The sequence below is a fragment of the Abiotrophia defectiva ATCC 49176 genome (genome assembly GCF_000160075.2).
Taxonomy (GTDB): domain Bacteria; phylum Bacillota; class Bacilli; order Lactobacillales; family Aerococcaceae; genus Abiotrophia; species Abiotrophia defectiva.
On the sequence record NZ_KI535340.1, the window covers coordinates 167,286 to 185,241 of the forward strand.

At 44.8% G+C, this 17,956-nt stretch carries 19 protein-coding genes, 1 pseudogene and 1 riboswitch; of the genes and pseudogenes, 3 read left to right on the forward strand and 17 right to left on the reverse strand.

Annotation, left to right across the window (positions count from 1 at the left end; all coding sequences use genetic code 11):
• Positions 1 to 43: 43 nt before the first annotated feature.
• Positions 44 to 1,219, reverse strand: a complete 1,176-nt coding sequence (locus GCWU000182_RS00800; protein WP_023390823.1) for a hypothetical protein — start codon at positions 1,217 to 1,219, stop codon at positions 44 to 46.
• 175 nt (positions 1,220 to 1,394) lie between these two features.
• Entirely contained in the window at positions 1,395 to 3,377 is a 1,983-nt protein-coding gene (uvrB, locus tag GCWU000182_RS00805; protein WP_023390824.1) for an excinuclease ABC subunit UvrB, read from the reverse strand.
• Between the two features lie 233 nt (positions 3,378 to 3,610).
• On the opposite strand from uvrB, the gene rpsT reads away from it, so the two are divergent.
• Positions 3,611 to 3,868, forward strand: a complete 258-nt coding sequence (rpsT, locus tag GCWU000182_RS00810) for a 30S ribosomal protein S20 (RefSeq protein WP_035363821.1) — start codon at positions 3,611 to 3,613, stop codon at positions 3,866 to 3,868.
• Positions 3,869 to 3,949: 81 nt separating this feature from the next.
• Here rpsT and holA read toward each other — a convergent pair whose 3' ends face one another.
• From holA to GCWU000182_RS00830, 4 genes are read right to left on the reverse strand one after another with little or no spacing between them, the layout of a single operon-like run.
• Positions 3,950 to 4,972, reverse strand: coding sequence for a DNA polymerase III subunit delta (gene holA / locus GCWU000182_RS00815; RefSeq protein WP_023390826.1), 1,023 nt, complete (start codon positions 4,970 to 4,972; stop codon positions 3,950 to 3,952).
• Between the two features lie 37 nt (positions 4,973 to 5,009).
• A complete protein-coding gene (locus tag GCWU000182_RS00820; RefSeq protein ID WP_035363823.1) occupies positions 5,010 to 5,741 on the reverse strand; it encodes a gamma-glutamyl-gamma-aminobutyrate hydrolase family protein in 732 nt (243 codons plus the stop codon).
• A gap of 46 nt (positions 5,742 to 5,787) precedes the next feature.
• Positions 5,788 to 6,126: a glycine cleavage system protein H gene (locus tag GCWU000182_RS00825; RefSeq protein ID WP_035363825.1), complete on the reverse strand. Its 339-nt coding sequence runs from the start codon at positions 6,124 to 6,126 to the stop codon at positions 5,788 to 5,790.
• 24 nt (positions 6,127 to 6,150) lie between these two features.
• The gene (locus tag GCWU000182_RS00830) at positions 6,151 to 7,347 is read right to left on the reverse strand and encodes an FtsW/RodA/SpoVE family cell cycle protein (protein ID WP_023390829.1); all 1,197 of its coding nucleotides are present in this window, start codon (positions 7,345 to 7,347) and stop codon (positions 6,151 to 6,153) included.
• A gap of 226 nt (positions 7,348 to 7,573) precedes the next feature.
• Here GCWU000182_RS00830 and GCWU000182_RS00835 point away from each other — a divergent pair, with 226 nt between their 5' ends.
• Entirely contained in the window at positions 7,574 to 8,269 is a 696-nt protein-coding gene (locus GCWU000182_RS00835; protein WP_023390830.1) for a histidine phosphatase family protein, read from the forward strand.
• Positions 8,270 to 8,399: 130 nt separating this feature from the next.
• Here GCWU000182_RS00835 and GCWU000182_RS00840 read toward each other — a convergent pair whose 3' ends face one another.
• The 5 genes from GCWU000182_RS00840 to GCWU000182_RS00860 form a co-directional block, all read right to left on the reverse strand.
• Positions 8,400 to 8,675: an HU family DNA-binding protein gene (locus GCWU000182_RS00840; RefSeq protein WP_023390831.1), complete on the reverse strand. Its 276-nt coding sequence runs from the start codon at positions 8,673 to 8,675 to the stop codon at positions 8,400 to 8,402.
• 137 nt (positions 8,676 to 8,812) lie between these two features.
• Positions 8,813 to 10,126: a ribosome biogenesis GTPase Der gene (der, locus tag GCWU000182_RS00845; RefSeq protein WP_023390832.1), complete on the reverse strand. Its 1,314-nt coding sequence runs from the start codon at positions 10,124 to 10,126 to the stop codon at positions 8,813 to 8,815.
• Between the two features lie 77 nt (positions 10,127 to 10,203).
• Positions 10,204 to 11,457 carry a 30S ribosomal protein S1 gene (gene rpsA / locus GCWU000182_RS00850; protein ID WP_023390833.1) on the reverse strand — a complete coding sequence of 418 codons (1,254 nt, stop codon included), beginning with the start codon at positions 11,455 to 11,457 and terminating at the stop codon, positions 10,204 to 10,206.
• 158 nt (positions 11,458 to 11,615) lie between these two features.
• The gene (gene cmk, locus GCWU000182_RS00855; protein WP_023390834.1) at positions 11,616 to 12,287 is read right to left on the reverse strand and encodes a (d)CMP kinase; all 672 of its coding nucleotides are present in this window, start codon (positions 12,285 to 12,287) and stop codon (positions 11,616 to 11,618) included.
• A gap of 94 nt (positions 12,288 to 12,381) precedes the next feature.
• Positions 12,382 to 13,059 (reverse strand): LysM peptidoglycan-binding domain-containing protein, encoded by a 678-nt coding sequence (locus tag GCWU000182_RS00860; protein ID WP_035363828.1) that lies wholly within the window; start codon positions 13,057 to 13,059, stop codon positions 12,382 to 12,384.
• Between the two features lie 191 nt (positions 13,060 to 13,250).
• Between GCWU000182_RS00860 and GCWU000182_RS00865 the strand changes: the two genes are divergently transcribed.
• A complete protein-coding gene (locus tag GCWU000182_RS00865) occupies positions 13,251 to 13,463 on the forward strand; it encodes a ferredoxin (RefSeq protein ID WP_023390836.1) in 213 nt (70 codons plus the stop codon).
• 49 nt (positions 13,464 to 13,512) lie between these two features.
• Here the strand turns inward: GCWU000182_RS00865 and GCWU000182_RS00870 are convergent, their stop codons facing one another.
• The 6 genes and pseudogenes from GCWU000182_RS00870 to GCWU000182_RS00895 form a co-directional block, all read right to left on the reverse strand.
• Positions 13,513 to 14,100 carry an ECF transporter S component gene (locus GCWU000182_RS00870; RefSeq protein WP_023390837.1) on the reverse strand — a complete coding sequence of 196 codons (588 nt, stop codon included), beginning with the start codon at positions 14,098 to 14,100 and terminating at the stop codon, positions 13,513 to 13,515.
• A 105-nt stretch (positions 14,101 to 14,205) separates the two neighbouring features.
• Positions 14,206 to 14,332, reverse strand: a riboswitch (FMN riboswitch).
• A 242-nt stretch (positions 14,333 to 14,574) separates the two neighbouring features.
• A pseudogene (locus GCWU000182_RS00875) lies at positions 14,575 to 15,273 on the reverse strand (pseudouridine synthase); the annotation flags it as partial.
• A complete protein-coding gene (gene scpB, locus GCWU000182_RS00880) occupies positions 15,274 to 15,912 on the reverse strand; it encodes an SMC-Scp complex subunit ScpB (RefSeq protein ID WP_023390839.1) in 639 nt (212 codons plus the stop codon).
• Positions 15,913 to 16,722, reverse strand: a complete 810-nt coding sequence (locus GCWU000182_RS00885; RefSeq protein ID WP_023390840.1) for a segregation and condensation protein A — start codon at positions 16,720 to 16,722, stop codon at positions 15,913 to 15,915.
• A complete protein-coding gene (locus tag GCWU000182_RS00890; protein ID WP_023390841.1) occupies positions 16,697 to 17,107 on the reverse strand; it encodes a hypothetical protein in 411 nt (136 codons plus the stop codon). Before GCWU000182_RS00890 ends, GCWU000182_RS00885 begins: the two co-directional genes overlap by 26 nt.
• 38 nt (positions 17,108 to 17,145) lie before the next feature.
• Positions 17,146 to 17,946: a purine-nucleoside phosphorylase gene (locus GCWU000182_RS00895; protein WP_023390842.1), complete on the reverse strand. Its 801-nt coding sequence runs from the start codon at positions 17,944 to 17,946 to the stop codon at positions 17,146 to 17,148.
• Positions 17,947 to 17,956 lie beyond the last annotated feature (10 nt).

Here is a 17,956-nt window from a genome sequence, read left to right on the forward strand (position 1 = left end):
CTGAATTATTAAGGCTTGCTGTTTCTTTATTTAAAATCCTACTTTACTGAATCAGAACTAGTAAACCTAGGACACAAATGCTAACAAAGAGTAAAAGGAAGATAACAATGGCTCCGACTAGCTGCCAGGTCTTGAGATTCTTTTCAGCCATGGCTTGATAGAAGGCATAATAATCGCTAATCCAAGAGCGACCATTGAAGAAGTACAGCTGCGGTAGCCCCTTAACTAAGAGCCAGTAGAGTACTTCACCCAACAAGATTGCTAGAATCACTTGTAACCAGAAGGGACCATTTGCTAACCAGAAAGTCACAAAGGCATAGGCCACATAATAATGAATGAGACGGTGGCCCAAGGCCACACAAGCTGAAAACTCCAGAATACGACGCAAGACTGGAGTCCCGGCTACGTACGACAAGATAAGCCAAGTGGTAAAGAGTGGCACTACTGCAGTCCATACCAGACCCATAAGCGCAGTTGTCCAAATTTGGCTAAGGAAGAAGGCCAAAAGCATTAAGCTACCTAGTAGGCCTAAACCCATTAAGAAGACATACTTGCTAGAAAGACGGTAAATTTGATTGAGCAGAACCGGTACGAGGTAGACCATGGAAACCCCAGACACAAAAGCCAAGGCATAAAAGGCTAGCTCGATATAAGCAAGTGGGCTACCATTCATCACACCAAAACCAGCCAATAGCCATAGGCTAGCCTGAATGACCATCCAAACCATGCCTTTACCTAGCAGACTTAGACTTGTACGACCTAGAAGCCAGCTAATGAGCGCAACCAGCCCTGCTACTTGCACCCCATGACCTAGATACCATAGGCTCTTAAGACCACTTGTGGCATCGAGACTTAAACTAGTTACCCCACCTAGCCAAAGCTGTCTGATATTTTCGACTAAAAGCGGACTAAAAATCAAATCAAATTTACTTTGATTTAAGAGCGGAAAATTAAGTCCTAAGAGGCCAATCGTGGTGATAGCCGTCAACCACAAGACTGGCAACCAAGCAGACCAGACGGCTTGCCAGTGACGCCAAAAGGGAAGGTCCTGCTGCCGTTCTAAACGATAGGCCCACTGATAACCAAGGACAGTGAAGAGACTGAGGGGAACCAATTGGCCCGCCAATAAGTCACCTTGAAAAATCCCAACGCCTATAAGAACCAATAAAAGTAGACCTTTAAGTCCATCTAGTCCTCGTAATTTTACCTCCTGTTGCATACCATCACCTTATTCTTTGTTTAAATATATAGACACTTCTATTATAGGAGATTTAAGCAAGAATGGAAAGACTGATTTACCCAAATCAGCTGAATTTTATCAAAAGATTCCAGTAAATTTATCTACTTGTCATGCCAATAGCTCAAAAGGCAGGAAGTCACTTCCTGCCTTAAGCTTATTTATAGGCACCCTTAAGCTCCATAATCATGTCACGCAGATCGGCGGCAGCCTCGAAATTGAGATCCTTGGCGGCCTGTCGCATTTCCATCTCCAAGCGTTCCAGCTGTTCTTCTCTTTGTAGGCGAGATAGCTTGCGGAACTGCTTGAGGAGGGATTCTTGCTTATCTTCGTTCTCAACATCGTGGGTAATTCGAATCAAGTCACGGATTTCCTTCTTAATAGTTTTAGGAACAATCCCATGTTCTTGGTTATAGGCCATTTGGATGGAACGACGTCGCTCTGTTTCTTCAATAGCATACTGCATAGAAGCCGTAATTTGATCAGCATACATGATGACGCGCCCATTCGCATTACGGGCTGCTCGACCAATGGTTTGAACTAAGGAACGTTCACTCCGTAGGAAGCCTTCCTTGTCTGCATCCAGAATAGCTACCAGAGTGACTTCTGGCACGTCCAAGCCCTCCCGCAAGAGGTTGATACCCACCAAGACATCAAAGACACCCAGACGAAGGTCACGGATAATTTCCGTTCTCTCCAGCGTCTTAATGTCGCTATGTAGATACTTGACCTTGATATCTAACTCTTTGAGGTAGTCGGTCAAATCTTCTGCCATTTTTTTGGTTAAGGTCGTAATGAAAACTCGCTCGTCTCGTTCAGTGCGAGCCTTGATTTCAGCCACTAAGTCGTCGATTTGGCCTTCAATTGGTCGTACTTCAACCACTGGGTCCAAGAGGCCCGTTGGTCGAATGATTTGTTGAATGACTTCTCCACCCGTATGCTCTAGCTCATAAGGCCCTGGTGTCGCAGAAACATAGATAATCTGGTTAACATGCTCTTCAAACTCTTCCAGTCGCAAAGGTCGGTTGTCCAGTGCACTCGGCAAACGGAAGCCGTAATCAATCAACTGTTGCTTGCGTCCCCGGTCACCATTATACATACCGCGGATTTGCGACATAGTGATATGGGACTCATCCACTACAATCAGAAAGTCATCTGGGAAGAAGTCTAAGAGTGTGTATGGGGCTTGACCTGGTGCCCGGCCATCAATATGGCGCGAATAGTTCTCAATCCCACTACAGTAGCCCATTTCCAACATCATTTCCAAATCATAGGTGGTTCTTTGCTCCAGACGTTGCGCTTCCAACAATTTATTGTCTGCCCGTAATTCGGCTAGGCGCTCTTCCAATTCTTGACGAATGGACTCGACTGCCACTGCTGTTTGTTCCTGGCTGGCCACAAAGTGAGTCGCAGGGAAAATAGGATAATGGTCTACATCATACTTAATTTCGCCAGTTAGGAAATCAACGACGCGGATGCGTTCAATCTCATCCCCGAAGAATTCCACCCGAACCACTTCCTTGTCGCGTGAGGCCATGAAGATTTCCACCACATCACCTCTTACTCGGAAGGTCCCCCGTTGAAAGTCAATGTCATTTCTGACAAATTGCATTTCAACCAAACGCGCTAACAGAACATTACGAGGAATTTCCATGCCTTCTCGCAAGGACAAGACATGATTGCGGTAGTTCTCAGGGTCAACCAAGCCATAAATACAGGAAACAGAGGCCACCACGATAACGTCTCGGCGTTCAATTAAGGCTGAAGAAGCCGAATGACGGAGCTTGTCGATTTCGTCGTTAATGCTGGCGTCTTTCTCAATATAAGTGTCAGACGATGGCACATAGGCTTCAGGCTGATAGTAGTCATAGTAGGAGACAAAGTACTCGACCGCATTGTTTGGGAAAAATTCTAGAAGCTCGCTATAAAGCTGCCCAGCTAGGGTCTTATTATGGGCCAAGACTAAGGTCGGTCTGCCCGTTTGCTTAATAACATTGGCAATGGTAAAGGTTTTACCGGTCCCTGTCGCCCCTAGCAAGACCTGCTCCTTAACGCCATCATTGACACCTTGGACCAAGGCTTCAATTGCTTCTGGTTGATCCCCACTTGGGCTATAGGGAGCTACTAATTGAAAATCCATGCCCTCTCCTCCTTCTGACTGCTCAATCCATGCGCGAACAAATTTTCGCTTCTTTTCTCATCATAACAAAAACCTAGCCCCCTGTCTAGTCCAAGGACTTAGAAGTAAAGCTAGACGAATTTGAATTATTTTCCATCTTTTTATTGCATCCTGACCGGGTTTTCATGTATAATAAGGCTTGTTGACTTAGTCCTTCGGACTATAGACAAATCGCAATGAAAGAGGTGACTCAAATGGCTAACAACCCATCAGCAAAAAAACGTATCCGTCAAACAGCTACTAAGACTGAAAGCAACCGTGCACACGTTTCTGCAATGCGTACTGCGGTTAAACGTTTCCGTTCTGCAGTAGAAGCTGGCGAATCAAACGTTGAGGAATTATTCCGTCTAGCTGCTAAAGAAATCGACAGCGCAGCAACTAAAGGTTTAATCCACAAAAACAAAGCAGCTCGTGACAAGTCACGTTTGGCTCGTTTACTTAAAGCTAACTAAGAAAGTAGGCTACCTTGAGGGTAGCTTATTTTTTTTGCCCTTGAAACAAAAAAATTACTGGAACAGTACTTGCTCCAGTAATTAGGGACTCCCGGTCATATAACGACTCACTAACAAGTCAAATTGTATCTCCTTGACGCCAATGCCTTGTTTGAGCTGAAAATCAGCCTCAGCCAGCGCATGATAGAAATCATAGAGCTGTCTTAAATCTAAGCGTCTGACAGTCTCTAAAGCCAATTTAACGCGATAAGGATGGACACCCAACTGTTGCGCTATCTCAGCTTGCTGATAGCCTTGGTGGCCAAGCAATTTGACCTGAATCAACAAACGAAACTGACTGACCAAGAGCGCGTGCAAGGCCACGGGCTCGTGTTTGGCTAGGAGTAAATCTTGGTAGATTTGGACCGCCTGACTCAACTTTCGCTTCAAAACTGCCTGTGACAAGCTAAAGACATCCGTCTCAAGGCTTCTGGGTACTAAGTCTTTGATGACCTCTAGCGTAATTGGCTTTCCCTGATTGCTGTATTGGGCTAATTTATGGAGTTCTGCCATAGCCAAGGTCAAATCGTCATTAACCCTCATACGTAGCTCCTCTAGCCCCTCACGGCTAATCTGGAGGCTACTTTCCTTGAGGTAGGCTTGGAGATAGGCCCCCATTCCCTTGGCGTCTAAAGGCGCCACATCGACCCATTTTGCCTGGGCCTGGAAAGCCTTAGTCAGCTTCTTGCGCTTATCGACTTGGTTACTGTCACAGATCCAAATTAGCAAACTCGCAGGATTAGGATCTGCCAAATAAGCAAGGAGACGCTTTTGATCTTGATCATCTACCTTAACCTTAGAACTTGAAACCAGAATCTGAGCATTATCGATTAGGACAACACGCTTATCAGCAAAGAAAGAGAAGGCATCTGCCTCGTCCAGAATGGCAGCTAATTCCGTGTCATTCAAGTCAAAGCGACTAACTTCAAAGCTACCTGCCTGATCTACTTGATCAATCAGGGCATCCTGCAACTGTTGCCGCAAATAGCGCTCGGTACCAACTAGAAAGTAATTGGCCCCTAATTGGCCCTTGCGGATTTGGTTGATGCTAGCTTGAAAAGTCATGCCTGTTCCCTCCCTTCTATTTACTCCTTGGCTTTACCTAGGCTTGCTTAGCCTCAAGCGCGCGCTCGATTAAATCTTGGAAAATCGCCATGCTGCATTCATCGTGTTTGGTCAAGCGCTCTGGATGCCATTGAACTCCCAGAATGAGGGAACCTTCTTGGCTTTCAATCGCTTCGATAACTCCATCCTTACTGCGGGCTGACACGATTAAGCCCTCTCCTAATTCACGAATGGCTTGGTGGTGAATGGAGTTAATAAGGCAACCATCGGCCACTAATTGAGACAGGTAGCTACCGGCTTTTACCTTGATGGAATGGGTTGCCATGCTTGGACGTGATTTTTGGACGTGCTGAATGGTCACATTGGCTTGACCCGCTAAATCCTGATAGAGGTTCCCACCCAATACAACATTGACTAGTTGCATACCTCGGCAAATGGCTAAAATCGGCTTACCTTGTGCCAAAGCCTCCTTAATCAAAGCTGTTTCAACCGCATCACGCGTTGGCGAAGTAGCTTCAATATTAACATGAGGTTCTTCATTGTAGAGATAAGGCGAGATATCTTCCCCGCCAGTCAAAACCAAACCATCAATGAGACTGACATAGTGGGCTGCACAAGTCGGTTCCGTCAAAGGTAGGATGACCGGAGTCCCGCCGGCCAGGCGCACTGCCTCCGTGTATCCCCATGGGGAATAGTTAATTTTAAAGGATTTGAATTTATCTTCAGGGGCTTGCATAATGTTGCCCGTTACACCGATTACTGGCCGCATGGTCATTCCTTCTTTCTATATCTAGCTAGAGAGCTAGTGAGTGGGGTTATTCCTCTTCAGCGAGTGCCTCAAAAGCCTGAGTATCCACTTGGCTTAATTCAATTAGCCAGTGGTCCGACGGATTCTTAGAATCCAAGAGGCCAGGATTTGTCTCCGCTGCCTCGTTCCGCGCTACTACCTGACCTTTGAGGGGACTAGCGACCTCAATGGCCGCCTTAGAAGCTTCTAAATTAACTAGGGTATCATCGACATCTAATGCTCCTAGTGGTGCAATATTGGCGTAAGAGATATCGCCTGCATCACATTGGAGCTGGTCTGTCATGCCGATACGGTAACGGTCAGGGCCAACTACTTGGACCCAAAGTTGATTGCCATAACGTTTCATAGTACTTAATCCTTTCTTCATCGGTTAGAATTCTGAGTCGTTCTGGCTAGAGAACATGTAGGAGCGATGGTGATAACGCATGGAAAGTATCAAGCCAATCCCTATCATATTTCCCAAGAGAGCAGAACCCCCTTGCGAAACGAAAGGTAGCGGAATCCCTGTAATAGGCAGGAGCCCAATATTCATCCCGATGTTTTCTAAAATATGGAACATAATCATAGTGATAACACCTGTAGCAATATAGGTGTAGAATTCATTTTTGGTCTCAAAGCAAGTTTGCACCATTTGGTAAATTAACATAAAGTAGACAAAGAGTAGCACCCCTGCCCCAATGAAACCAAAGTTCTCGCCAATGGTTGTAAAAATAAAGTCAGACTCACGGACTGGCACAGGTACTTGAGAGATACCAAAGCCCTTACCAGATAACTGTCCTGACCCAATGGCCTTAATGGATTGAGCCAACTGATAGGCATCCCCACGTGTGTCATCGAATGGACGGAACCAAGAGTCAATCCGGGCAATTTGGTAAGGTCGAACTAAGCCCGTACTCAACAAGAAATCACGTTGGAAGGCAGCTAAGTAAATGAGCGTCCCCCCTACAATGGTGACGATTAGGGTAATAGGTAATAGAATCTTCCAGGAAATACCTGACATTAACACCATACCCGCAGTAATAGCTAGCAAGACTAAGTTAGTCCCCAAGTCATTTTGACGTTGAATCAAGAAAAGGGCCGGGGCAGCGAATAGAAGAATTTTCCCTAGCAGTAGCCAGTCAGTTTTGATACTACGGTTGGTGTATTCATTATTATGTTCCGTAATAATCCGGGCCATAAAGACGATATAGGCAATCTTGAAGATTTCCGAAGGTTGGAAACTAATCGGCCCTAAGCGGAACCAAGAACGCGCCCCTGTATCGGCCGCTAACCCTCGGTCGTGGAAGAAGAGGACGGCAATCAAGAGGACTAGCCCCACCCCATAAAAGATAGTAGACAGCTTCCAATATTGTTCGCTATCAAATTGAATAGCCACTAAAATAGCAATGGCCCCAATACAGTACCAGAGTGCATGGTAGAGTGTCGGCAAAATGGATTTGTTCTCAATCATGACGGTTGTGGCATAAAGGCTCGCTAAGCCAATAATGGCCAAAATCATGACGTTCAGGATAATCCCATAATCAATGCGCGACTCTGAATGGTTATTCAGGCGTCTCACTGTTCTCATTAATAATCATTCCCTCGTTGTTTATAGTTTAATAGTTCTCTGTATTTTTGCAGAGTAGAATAGACAATATTAAGGTTACCACATTTTAGCCTAAAATGCACTTACTGGCCAAGTCTTTTAGCTGATTTTATTCCTATAGTTGGTTATAAGCAAAAAACATAACCTCAGATGACAGTCGGGGGCCAGAATGATATAATGAAACTGTATAAGATAAGGAGGCTATCCAATGACTAAAGGTGTTACTTTCTACTTCGTCAGACATGGCGAAACCTATCTCAATCGTTTGGGACGTTTCCAAGGTTGGGCTGATGCCCCTCTGACCCCAGAAGGCCTGGAAATTGTCCACCAATCAGGCCGTGGCCTTGCGGACGTCAAATTCGATGCGGTCTACACAAGCGATTTGGGTCGGACCATCAAAACGGCTCAGATTTTATTAGAGGAGAATCACCATAGCCAAGATTTAACCATTACCCCCATGCCAGAATTCCGTGAAGTCTTCTTCGGCTATTACGAAGGCCTTGAAGCGCAATCTATCTGGCGGGACATGATTGCTGAAACTAACCATGAATTGGGACTGCCACGTGATGCCGGCATCCAAGTAGAGGCGACCATGAACAAGATGAAGGCCTCTGATCCAACTGGCTTGGCAGAAAACTATCTAGAATTCTGGCAACGTGTCGAAACAGGCCTCTTAGAACTCTTAAATCGTCATGCTGGCAGCGACCAGATAATTTTGGTAGTCTGTCATGGCCTCACCATTCAGAACCTCATCCATGGTCTAGTAGCGGATTTCGAGTTAGGCGAACCCTTAGCCAATGCCTCCGTCACAACCGTTAAATACCTACATGGCCAATTCCAGCTCATTGCCTATAATCAGACTGAGCACTTTAAGGACATGGTGGATGTCATGGAGCTTTTGTAGCATAAAATAACTAGGGACCTGGGTTAAACTCCCAGGACCTTTTTTTTACTATCAAGTCACTTGTCCTAAACAGAAAAAGAGGCTGAAAGCTAAGTTTCAACCTCTGTTACTTACTTATGAATGACTGTTATTATTTAACAGCGTCTTTCAAGGCTTTACCAGCTTTGAAACCTGGAACCTTGCTTGCAGCGATTTTGATTTCTTTACCAGTTTGTGGGTTGCGGCCTTTACGAGCTGCACGTTCACGAACTTCGAAAGTACCGAAGCCGATTACTTGAACTTTTTCACCTTTTGATAAAGTTTCTTGGATGGTTTCGAACAACGCTTCAACAGTTGCCGTTACATCTTTCTTAGTTAAGTTAGTTTTAGCTGCTACTTTTTCTACTAATTCAGCTTTGTTTGCCATAATAAAACTCCTCCTAAAGTATGCGTGGTTACGCGTTTTTCCATAGCATATTGCTATTTCTTGTATAGATTACCACATAATAGGCTTTAATACAATAGATTCGCCCTTTAAAATTTGATTTTTTAGCACTTTTCGCCTTATTGTCGCGCTCTCGTAATCAATTTAATCGGGGTTCCCTCAAAATAAAATGATTGACGCAATTGGTTCTCTAAGAAACGCTCATAAGAGAAGTGCATGAGCTCAACATCATTAACAAACGCCACGAAGGTTGGTGGGTTGACAGCTACTTGAGTTAAGTAGTAAATCTTGAGGCGACGGCCCTTATCTGTTGGGGTTGGGTTCATAGCGACTGCATCCATTAAGACATCATTCAAGACTGAAGATTGAATGCGACGGTGACGATTATCGTAGATGGTCTTCAAGAGTTCAGGCAACTTATTGAGCCGCTGGCCTGTATGAGCACTAACGAAGAGGATTGGCGCAAAAGTCAAATATTGGAAATGCGCACGAATCTCCTTGGTAAAGGTCTCAAAAAGTTTATCACTCTTGTCTACGGCATCCCATTTATTGACCAGAATGACCATGCCCTTGCCTGCCTCATAGGCATAACCGGCTACCTTCTTGTCTTGTTCCCGAATCCCAGTCTCAGCGTCTAGGACCAAACAGACAATGTCAGAACGTTCAATGGCGGACATGGCCCGCAGCACTGAATACTTTTCAGTGTTTTCGTAGACCTTGCCTCGCTTACGAATACCGGCAGTGTCAATCATGGTATAGCGCGTTCCCTCTTCATCTGTGAAATGGGTGTCGACTGCTTCACGCGTGGTCCCTTCAATATTGGAGACGATGACCCGCTCTTCCTTAAGAATGGCGTTAACTAAACTGGACTTACCGACATTAGGACGACCAATAAAGCAGAACTTGATGACATCTTCTTCCTCAGCTTCAGCCAAGTCTGTTGGAAAATGGCTCACAACGGCATCCAAGAGATCCCCTAAACCCGTCCCATGGGAACCGGAAATAGGATAGGGATCGCCATGCCCCAAGGCATAAAAATCATAGACCATTTGGCGCATTTCTGGGTTATCTGCCTTATTGACAGCCAGGACAACTGGCTTATTAGTCCGGTGCAAGCGATGGGCAATAGCCTCATCTGCATCCGTCAAACCTTCTTGCATGCTGGTCAAGAAAACAATGACATCTGCCTCTTCCATGGCAATATCAGCTTGGTAGCGCACTTGATCCATAAGGGGCTCATCAATCATATCAATCCCACCGGTATCAATGACACGGAATTCACGGCCTAACCATTTACCCGTCGCATAGATACGGTCACGCGTCACCCCTGGATAATCTTCAACAATGGAGAGTCTCTCCCCCACCAATCGGTTAAATATTGTGGACTTCCCCACATTTGGGCGGCCTACGAGGGCCACGGTTGGCATGGACATAAGGTCTCCTCCTTCATTTTGGGTTTATGACACGAAAAAGACTGACGCTCAGGCCAGTCTTTCGTGGTTACAGTGGCTTATTCTTCGGTGTTAAGGTCGCCGAAAGCACCAGCTAACACATCACCTAAAGTGAAACCTTCTGCTTCTGCTACGATTGTAGGAGCTGGTTCAGCTTTAGCTCTAGGTTTACGTGGTTTTGATTCGCGTTTTGGTTTGTCGCTTACTTCGCCTTCAGGGCGTGCTGGACGTTCCAACAAAGCCTTGATAGACAATGATAAACGTTGGTCTTCTGGGTTAACGCTCAATACTTTCACGTCAACTTCTTGACCTTCTTGTAATTTCTCACCTGGAGTTGCAATGTGCTCGTGAGAGATTTGAGAAATGTGTACCAAACCTTCTACGCCAGGTAATACTTCTACGAAAGCACCAAAGTCAGTCAAGCGTTTAACAGTCCCTTTGAGGACAGTCCCTTCACCAGCTTTTTCTTGGATGTTATCCCATGGGCCTTCTAAAGTATCCTTGATAGAGAGGGATACACGGCCGTCTTCTGGGTTAACTGAAAGTACTTTAACATTTACTTTGTCGCCTACGTTCAAGACATCGCCTGGTTTGCGGATGTGAGAGTGAGAGATGCGGCTCAAGTGAACCAAACCATCTACATCGCCCAAGTTAACGAAAGCACCGAAGTTAGTTAAGCGAGCAACTGTCCCTTCAACGATAGAACCTTCTACCAAGTTAGCTAAAGCAGCTGCACGTTTCTCTGCACGTTCGCGTTCAGCGATTTCTTTGTGAGAGAGGATTAAACGGTTTTCTTTTTCATCAAGTTCAACGATGACAAAGTCTAAGGTTTGACCTACGTATACTTTGAGATCTTCTACGTAGAAAGAATCCACCATAGAAGCTGGCACGAAGGCACGTAAGCCTAAATCTACCACTAAACCACCTTTAACAGCTTCTTTAACAGGTGCTGTGATGATTTCTTTGTTATCGAATTTTTCTTTGAGCTCAGCCCAAACTTTCTTAGACTCAAGACGTTTTCTTGAGAGTAAGAAGTTCCCGTTTTCTTTATCACGGATTGGTTTTAAAACCACTACTTCAACTTCGTCACCGATATTTACTACTTCAGTAAATTCGTTGAATGGTTTTGCTGAAAGTTCACGACGTGGAATTACACCTTCTAAACCGCCACTTTCTTTAATTGAGACACGCACTTGGTTATCTTCAAAAGCCAAGACGTCCCCTTTTACGACATCACCAGGTTTGATGTCTAAGACGCTATCCAAAGCATCCTCCATTGTTTGTAATTGTTGGTTTTCTACAGTTTCTGTCATCTACCAGTTCCTCCTAAGGCAATACTCAAGCGTTGTTCAGAAAATTTTTACGATTTGTGAACCTACTTAGCATCTATTTTATCAAATTCTAGCCGATTAGTCTAGTCATAATTGCAATTTATTCTTTAATAGTCGAATTTTACTTGGCTTTTAAGGCCTTACATTCGCTTTTGAATCATCTCAGTGAGTTTGGCCAAGAGCGAATCTAGAGTCTCGTGGCTTGTATCCACTAAAATAGCATCTTCTGCTTGTTTAAGCGGACTATGTTCCCGAGTGCTATCGTATAAATCCCGCGCCTCAATGTCTGCTTCAATCTCTGCTAAGGTCTGATCGGTCATGCCCCGTTCAATGTTTTCCTTATAACGACGCGCAGCACGAACTGCTACATCGGCAACAAAGAAAAATTTAATGCTGGCGTTAGGCAATACCACGGTACCAATGTCCCGGCCGTCCATTACAACGGATTCTTTAGCTGCCATGGCTTGTTGCATGGCTACCAGAGCCTCACGGACCAGCGGTTGGGCTGATACCTCAGAGACTGCTTGCGTTACTGCAACACTACGAATAGCAGATGAAACATCTTCTTCTCCCAGATAAACGTGTTGTACTCCATCTTGACGACGGAAGGACAAATCAAGTTGGGCTAATAGGTTCTCTAAGGCCAACTGATCCTCTACACTCACTCCTTGTCGTTGCGCCGCTAAAGTCACTGCACGATACATCGCTCCTGTATCAATGTAAGTAATACCTAATTGGCCAGCCAATAACTTAGCGACGGTACTTTTGCCTGAGGAAGCAGGCCCGTCAATTGCAATTGTCAAATGTGTCATCTATGCTTCATCCTCTTCTATCTCTCTACAAAAAAATAGAGCTTAGTTTCCTAAGCTCTATTCTACCCTAAAACTAGGGAGTTCTCAATTTTTTTTATGGAATAACAATGGTTTGACCAGGCAATATGGTGGTTTCAAGTGAGGCACCATTCGCTGCTAATAAGGCGTCTAAAGAAACTCCGTTATTAGCTGCAATTCGATACCAAGAATCCCCTGCTTGTACCACATAAGTCGTACCACCTTGGTTTTGCTGTTGCTGACCTTGTTGGTTTTGACCCTGTTGTTGACCTTGCTGGTTTTGGCCTTGTTGTTGACCTTGTTGATTTTGGTTAGGTTGCTCACCTTGCTGGTTATTCAAACCATGGCCAGATTCACTTGCTTTGGATTCAAGACTTGAAGCTGAGGCTACAGCTGAGCTAGATTCGCTAGCACTGCTAGAGCTTGCACTTGAACTTTCAGCCCGAGAGATAGAAACTTGTGAAGCCGTCCGTGGTGATGGATTCTGTGGACGTGACGCATTGACCCAGAAGAAAAGGATGAATGGTACGATACATACGCAGATAACCATAAAGAGCAAGACCTTGGATAAGGTAGTTGCCTCACGTTCTGGCTGGTTACGAGCCGTCCGAGAGTATTGTCGATTTTTTAAGTTTTCGTCTTCGCCAAATTTGTTGTTCCATGGCATTCTAAACTTGCCTGACGTTTCCGATGATTGATTTGATGATTCATTCAAATTTTCTTGATCGAAATTTGATTTTTGTTCTTCAGACATCAAAATTCCTCCTAAAATATGATACAATGTGACTAGATCCATAAAGGGCACATGTTGCACATATTAGTATTTACTAGTTTATAGTACCATATTCTAAGCGACCTGTGCTAAAAATACGGTGGAAGTAAACGCTTTTATATGAATTTGATAAGGCTCTGTAACATTTCTGTAATATAAAAGGAGGTTTTTGTATGTCTAAGTTAATTGTTCAATCGGAAAAATGCATTGCTTGCGGTAAGTGTTATCTCAATTTTCCACAAGTCTTTGATTGTGAAGACGATGGAATTGCCTTTGTGCAAGAAGATGCCACTGAGCAAGCACAGCTTTTAGCACGGTCTGCCATCTTTGATTGTCCGACTCGAGCGATTGAGGAAGTAGACGATACCTCTGCCACTTCACACTAAGTATAAGCACATAAATAATGACCGGGACTAGTCCCGGTCATTTTCCTTCTTATTGGTAGTTTACTAGTATGAAGCCCCTCTTAATCAGATATGCCTTTAATTGGTTGTAAACCAAGGACAAGAGAATCCCTAAGATAGCTCCCTTAAGTAAGTTAAATGGCACAATGGCTACTAAGACCATTTCTACCATATTTTTGATTGGCCAATGCATGACCTCTACATAAATAGGGAGCGCAATGAAATAATTGAGCAAGCTCATAATAATAGTCAAGCTAACAGCCAAGCTGGCACATGTGAGCACAATCTGCTTAAGTTGCCATGTGCCCTTGTTGCGACGCAGGTAAAAATGTAGCATCAACATCATGGTCATGGTGCCAATGAAACTCATGCTAACCCCTAGCGGAATCCCTGCTTCTCCTCCCTTACGTAGGTATTCAATGAAATCGCGGATGAAAGCTACCACTGCAGCCCCAATTGGTCCATTAATCAAGAGCCCAATGAAGACTGGCACATCACTAAAGTCGAACTTAAGAAATGGTGCCGATGGCAACAAAGGAAAATCGAGCAGTCGGAAAACCACTGCCCAGGCTCCTAAAATAGCCAGTAATACTTGACGTGTCAATCGCATGTTTTTCATAGATATTCCTCCTTTTATTCGTCTTCTAGAAGCCAAAAAAATACGCTTACTTGGGAAAGTAAACGCAGCAAAGACAAATAAACCCTGTGAATCTATCTGTTAATTAGCTTACTTCTCCCATCCAGACTTTACTGTCGGTACTGGAATTTCACCAGTTCAACCTAGACCCTAAGGTACCAGGCTCGTGGACTTTACCACCGGTCGGGAATTTCACCCTGCCCTGAAGACTAATTGTATTATTCGATTGATACCTTCATTATAGCACAAGATGCCCGACTTGCCTAGCCGGGCATCTTCTTATTAAAAATTTCTGGCAGGTTTGGGCTTGGACTGCCCTTTTCTAGCCTTACGGGCTGAGCTAGACGCAGATGATTTGCGAGAAGGCTTTTGACCAGTTGGACGCCCCATTATACGCTTAGGTTTAGCTTTCCTTGCTTCTTGACCGGCTTGTCCCTCGCTCTGACTCATTTGCTTAAGCTTATTGACTTCATGAGCGGTTAACTCTCGCCATTCTCCTGGCAAGAGCTTGCCTAGCGTCAGAAAAGCATAGCGTTCCCGCTTGAGTTTGTTGACTGGGTGCCCCACCGCTTCAAACATACGCTTAACTTGATGATTCCAACCTTCACGAATGGTCAGCTCTACAATTGCCGTCTGGTTATCCAGATTCTGGCTTAAGAGCTGAGCCTTGGCTTTGGCTGTTTTCTTACCATCTAACACAATACCCGCTTCAAGTCGAGCAAGTGACTTTTCAGATGGAATCCCTTTGACTTTGGCTACATAGACCTTATCAATTTGGTGGCGCGGATGCATGAGTTGATTAGCAAATGCCCCATCGTTGGTCAAGAGCAGAAGCCCAGTCGTATCATAGTCCAAACGTCCGACCGGATAAATTCGCTCTTCAATGCCTTGAATGTAGTCTAGAATGACCTGACGGTTCTTGTCATCGGACACGGCACTTATGACATGTCTTGGCTTATTAATCAGAATATAGCGGGGTTCTTCTCGATAGATTGGAACGCCATCTACTTCTATACGGTCCTTACTGGATACCTGAGTTCCTAATTCACGCACTGTCTGGCCATTAACGCTAACCCGACCTTCCGTAATCAAGCTTTCGCATTTACGACGACTAGCAATTCCTGCATGAGCCATCACTTTCTGCAAACGATCCATCTAATCCTCCTCCCCTTCTTCTAAATCGGAATCAAGGAATGGCACATCCTGATAAGACACTTCGTCATCTAGACTAATCTGCCATTGCTTGGTATTAAATAATTCATCCGAAGTGACCTCATCATTGAGGTTAAGTGGCTCAATATTTGGTAAATCTTCCAAAGACTTGAGACCGAAATAGTCCATAAAGTAATCCGTCACCCCGTAGAGGACTGGACGCCCGGGCGCTTCAAGCCGACCCACTTCACGAATCAAGTCGCGAGCAAGCAACTTTTGTAGCATGGTGATACTGGATACGCCACGAATCTCATCAATCCCCATACGGGTAATCGGCTGACGATAGGCTACAATGGCTAGCGTCTCAACGGCAGCGCGACTGAGCTTCTGGGTAAAGGGTGAGTGAGCATAAGCCTCCACATCAGGCGCCAATTCTGCCTTAGTCACCAGACGGTACTGATCATTGTAATTAACCAGTTCTACCGGTGATAGCGGATCTTCCTGTAAATTCAATTGTAATTGTTGCAAGGCATCTGTCACTTGACTTAAGGGCACCTGAAGGCTAGCCGCCAAATCTTTACGACTGACACCTTCAATTCCTGTTACAAATATAATGCCATGCAGGCGGGTAATTAATTCCATCTATTCGACTCCGTCTATTTTTTCAATTTCAATTGGTGCCAAGGCCTCAGCCTGGTAGAAAACAATGAACTGCTTACGTACTAGCTCCAGAAGCGCCATAAAGGTCGTGATAATTTCTGGGCGACTGGCCTTGTCAATCAACTGCTCAAAAGACAAGCGTTCTTGCCGCTCTAATCGCTCCAAACGCGCCAAAATATCATCCATCTTCTGCTCCACTGTCAAAGGATCATGATGAATTTGGCGTTCTAAAGGCTGACGAGCTAGTTGGCGGGCTAAGACATCTTGCATACGCGCCACCAGTTGATCCAGGCTAATTTCCCCTTCTTGTAGCGGGATTTGGTCCTGGTAGTCCGACAAGTCATCTGCTTGCTTAGAAAAGAGGGCTGCACGAGCTTCTTGGCGCATTTCTAGTAGTGAGGACACATCTTGAAATTGTTGATACAAGAGCAGTTGTTGCACCAACACTTGACGTGGATCACCAGGCTCATAGTCGCCATCCAATTCAGCATCCGGCTCGATAGGTAGGAGCAGACGACTCTTGATTTCCAAGAGCGTGGCCGCCATCACTAAGTAATCACCAGCTTGGTCCAACTCTAGCTCTTGCATAGAGTGAAGATAAGCCAAGTACTGACTAGTAATTTCGGCCATGGGGATATCATTAATATCCACTTTCATCTGTTTAATTAAGTGCAGTAACAAGTCAAAGGGCCCCTGAAAAGAGGCCAATTGGAGCTTGAGCTGCTGCTTGTCCTTGGTCACGGAGCTATCTTGCCCCTGATGACCTTTAAGATTCTTGGTGTTCTTGGGCATAACGACTGCTCCATTTGACAAGAAGTTCTGAGGTCAGACGAGACCCTAAGAAGGCGCTATTAGGATAACGCTCCTTAAGTTCACAGAAAATCTGATAACCTACAGACTCATTGCGGAATGATGGTAAGAGGGCAATACGGTCAATAACGACTGACTCTGGATGTTCTGACTCGTTGCCAGGCGATTGAAAGGTTTCAACCCCAACTAAGCCAATGAAATTATCTTGGTCTTGCTCTCGATAGAGATAGATTTCCTTGCTATCAGATTGCCGGTAGGTTTCCAAAATCGACTGCAAGAGGTCGGTTTGGTGCTGCCCTTCCTCTAAGGTATAGGACAGCAGGCCGAGAATAATCTTTTCATTTTTATTTTTAGATTTAATGAGCACGGCGTACTCCTTTCTTCCCTAGCAATCTGGCAAGTCGCTTAAAGTAAAGCTAGGGTATTTTTAATTAAGTTCTTAAAGCGTGGTTTTACCTTAGCAGAGATTTCCATGACTTCCTCATGGTTGAGGCTAGACTGCATGCCACTTGCTAAGTTGGTAATGCATGAAATCCCTAAGACTTCCATACCACAATGTTTAGCCACAATGGCTTCTGGCACGGTTGACATTCCAACTGCATCACCACCAATGGTCCGCATGTAGCGAATTTCAGCAGGCGTCTCATAAGACGGCCCGGTAACCCAAGTGTAGACCCCTTGTTGGAGATGAATTCCTTCTTTGGCAGCAGCTTGACGTAAGATGGCTTGACCGCGCAAGCTATAGGTCTCTGTTAAGTCCACAAAACGTGGGCCATGAGCATCTAAGTTAGCCCCAATCAGTGGGTTATTACCCGCTAGGTTAATGTGGTCCGTGATAATCATTAAGTCCCCTGGTTGGAAAGAAGTGTTAATCCCACCTGCCGCATTGGTTACAATCACAGTTTCTACCCCAAGTTCCTTGAAGATACGAACTGGGTAAGTCACAGTGTTCAAATCATAACCTTCATAATAATGGAAACGGCCCTGTAAAATCAAGACTTTTTTACCTGCCAAGTCCCCATAAACTAATTGACCAGCATGGCCAGCAACTGTAGAGACTGGAAAATTAGGAATATTTTCATATGGAATGCGGATAGCATTTTCCACATCTTCAGCAAGCTCTCCAAGGCCACTACCTAGGATTAAACCAACTTGTGGATGAGTTAAACCCTGGTCTTGTAAGTATTGAATGGTTTCTGTAAACATTTATTTTCCT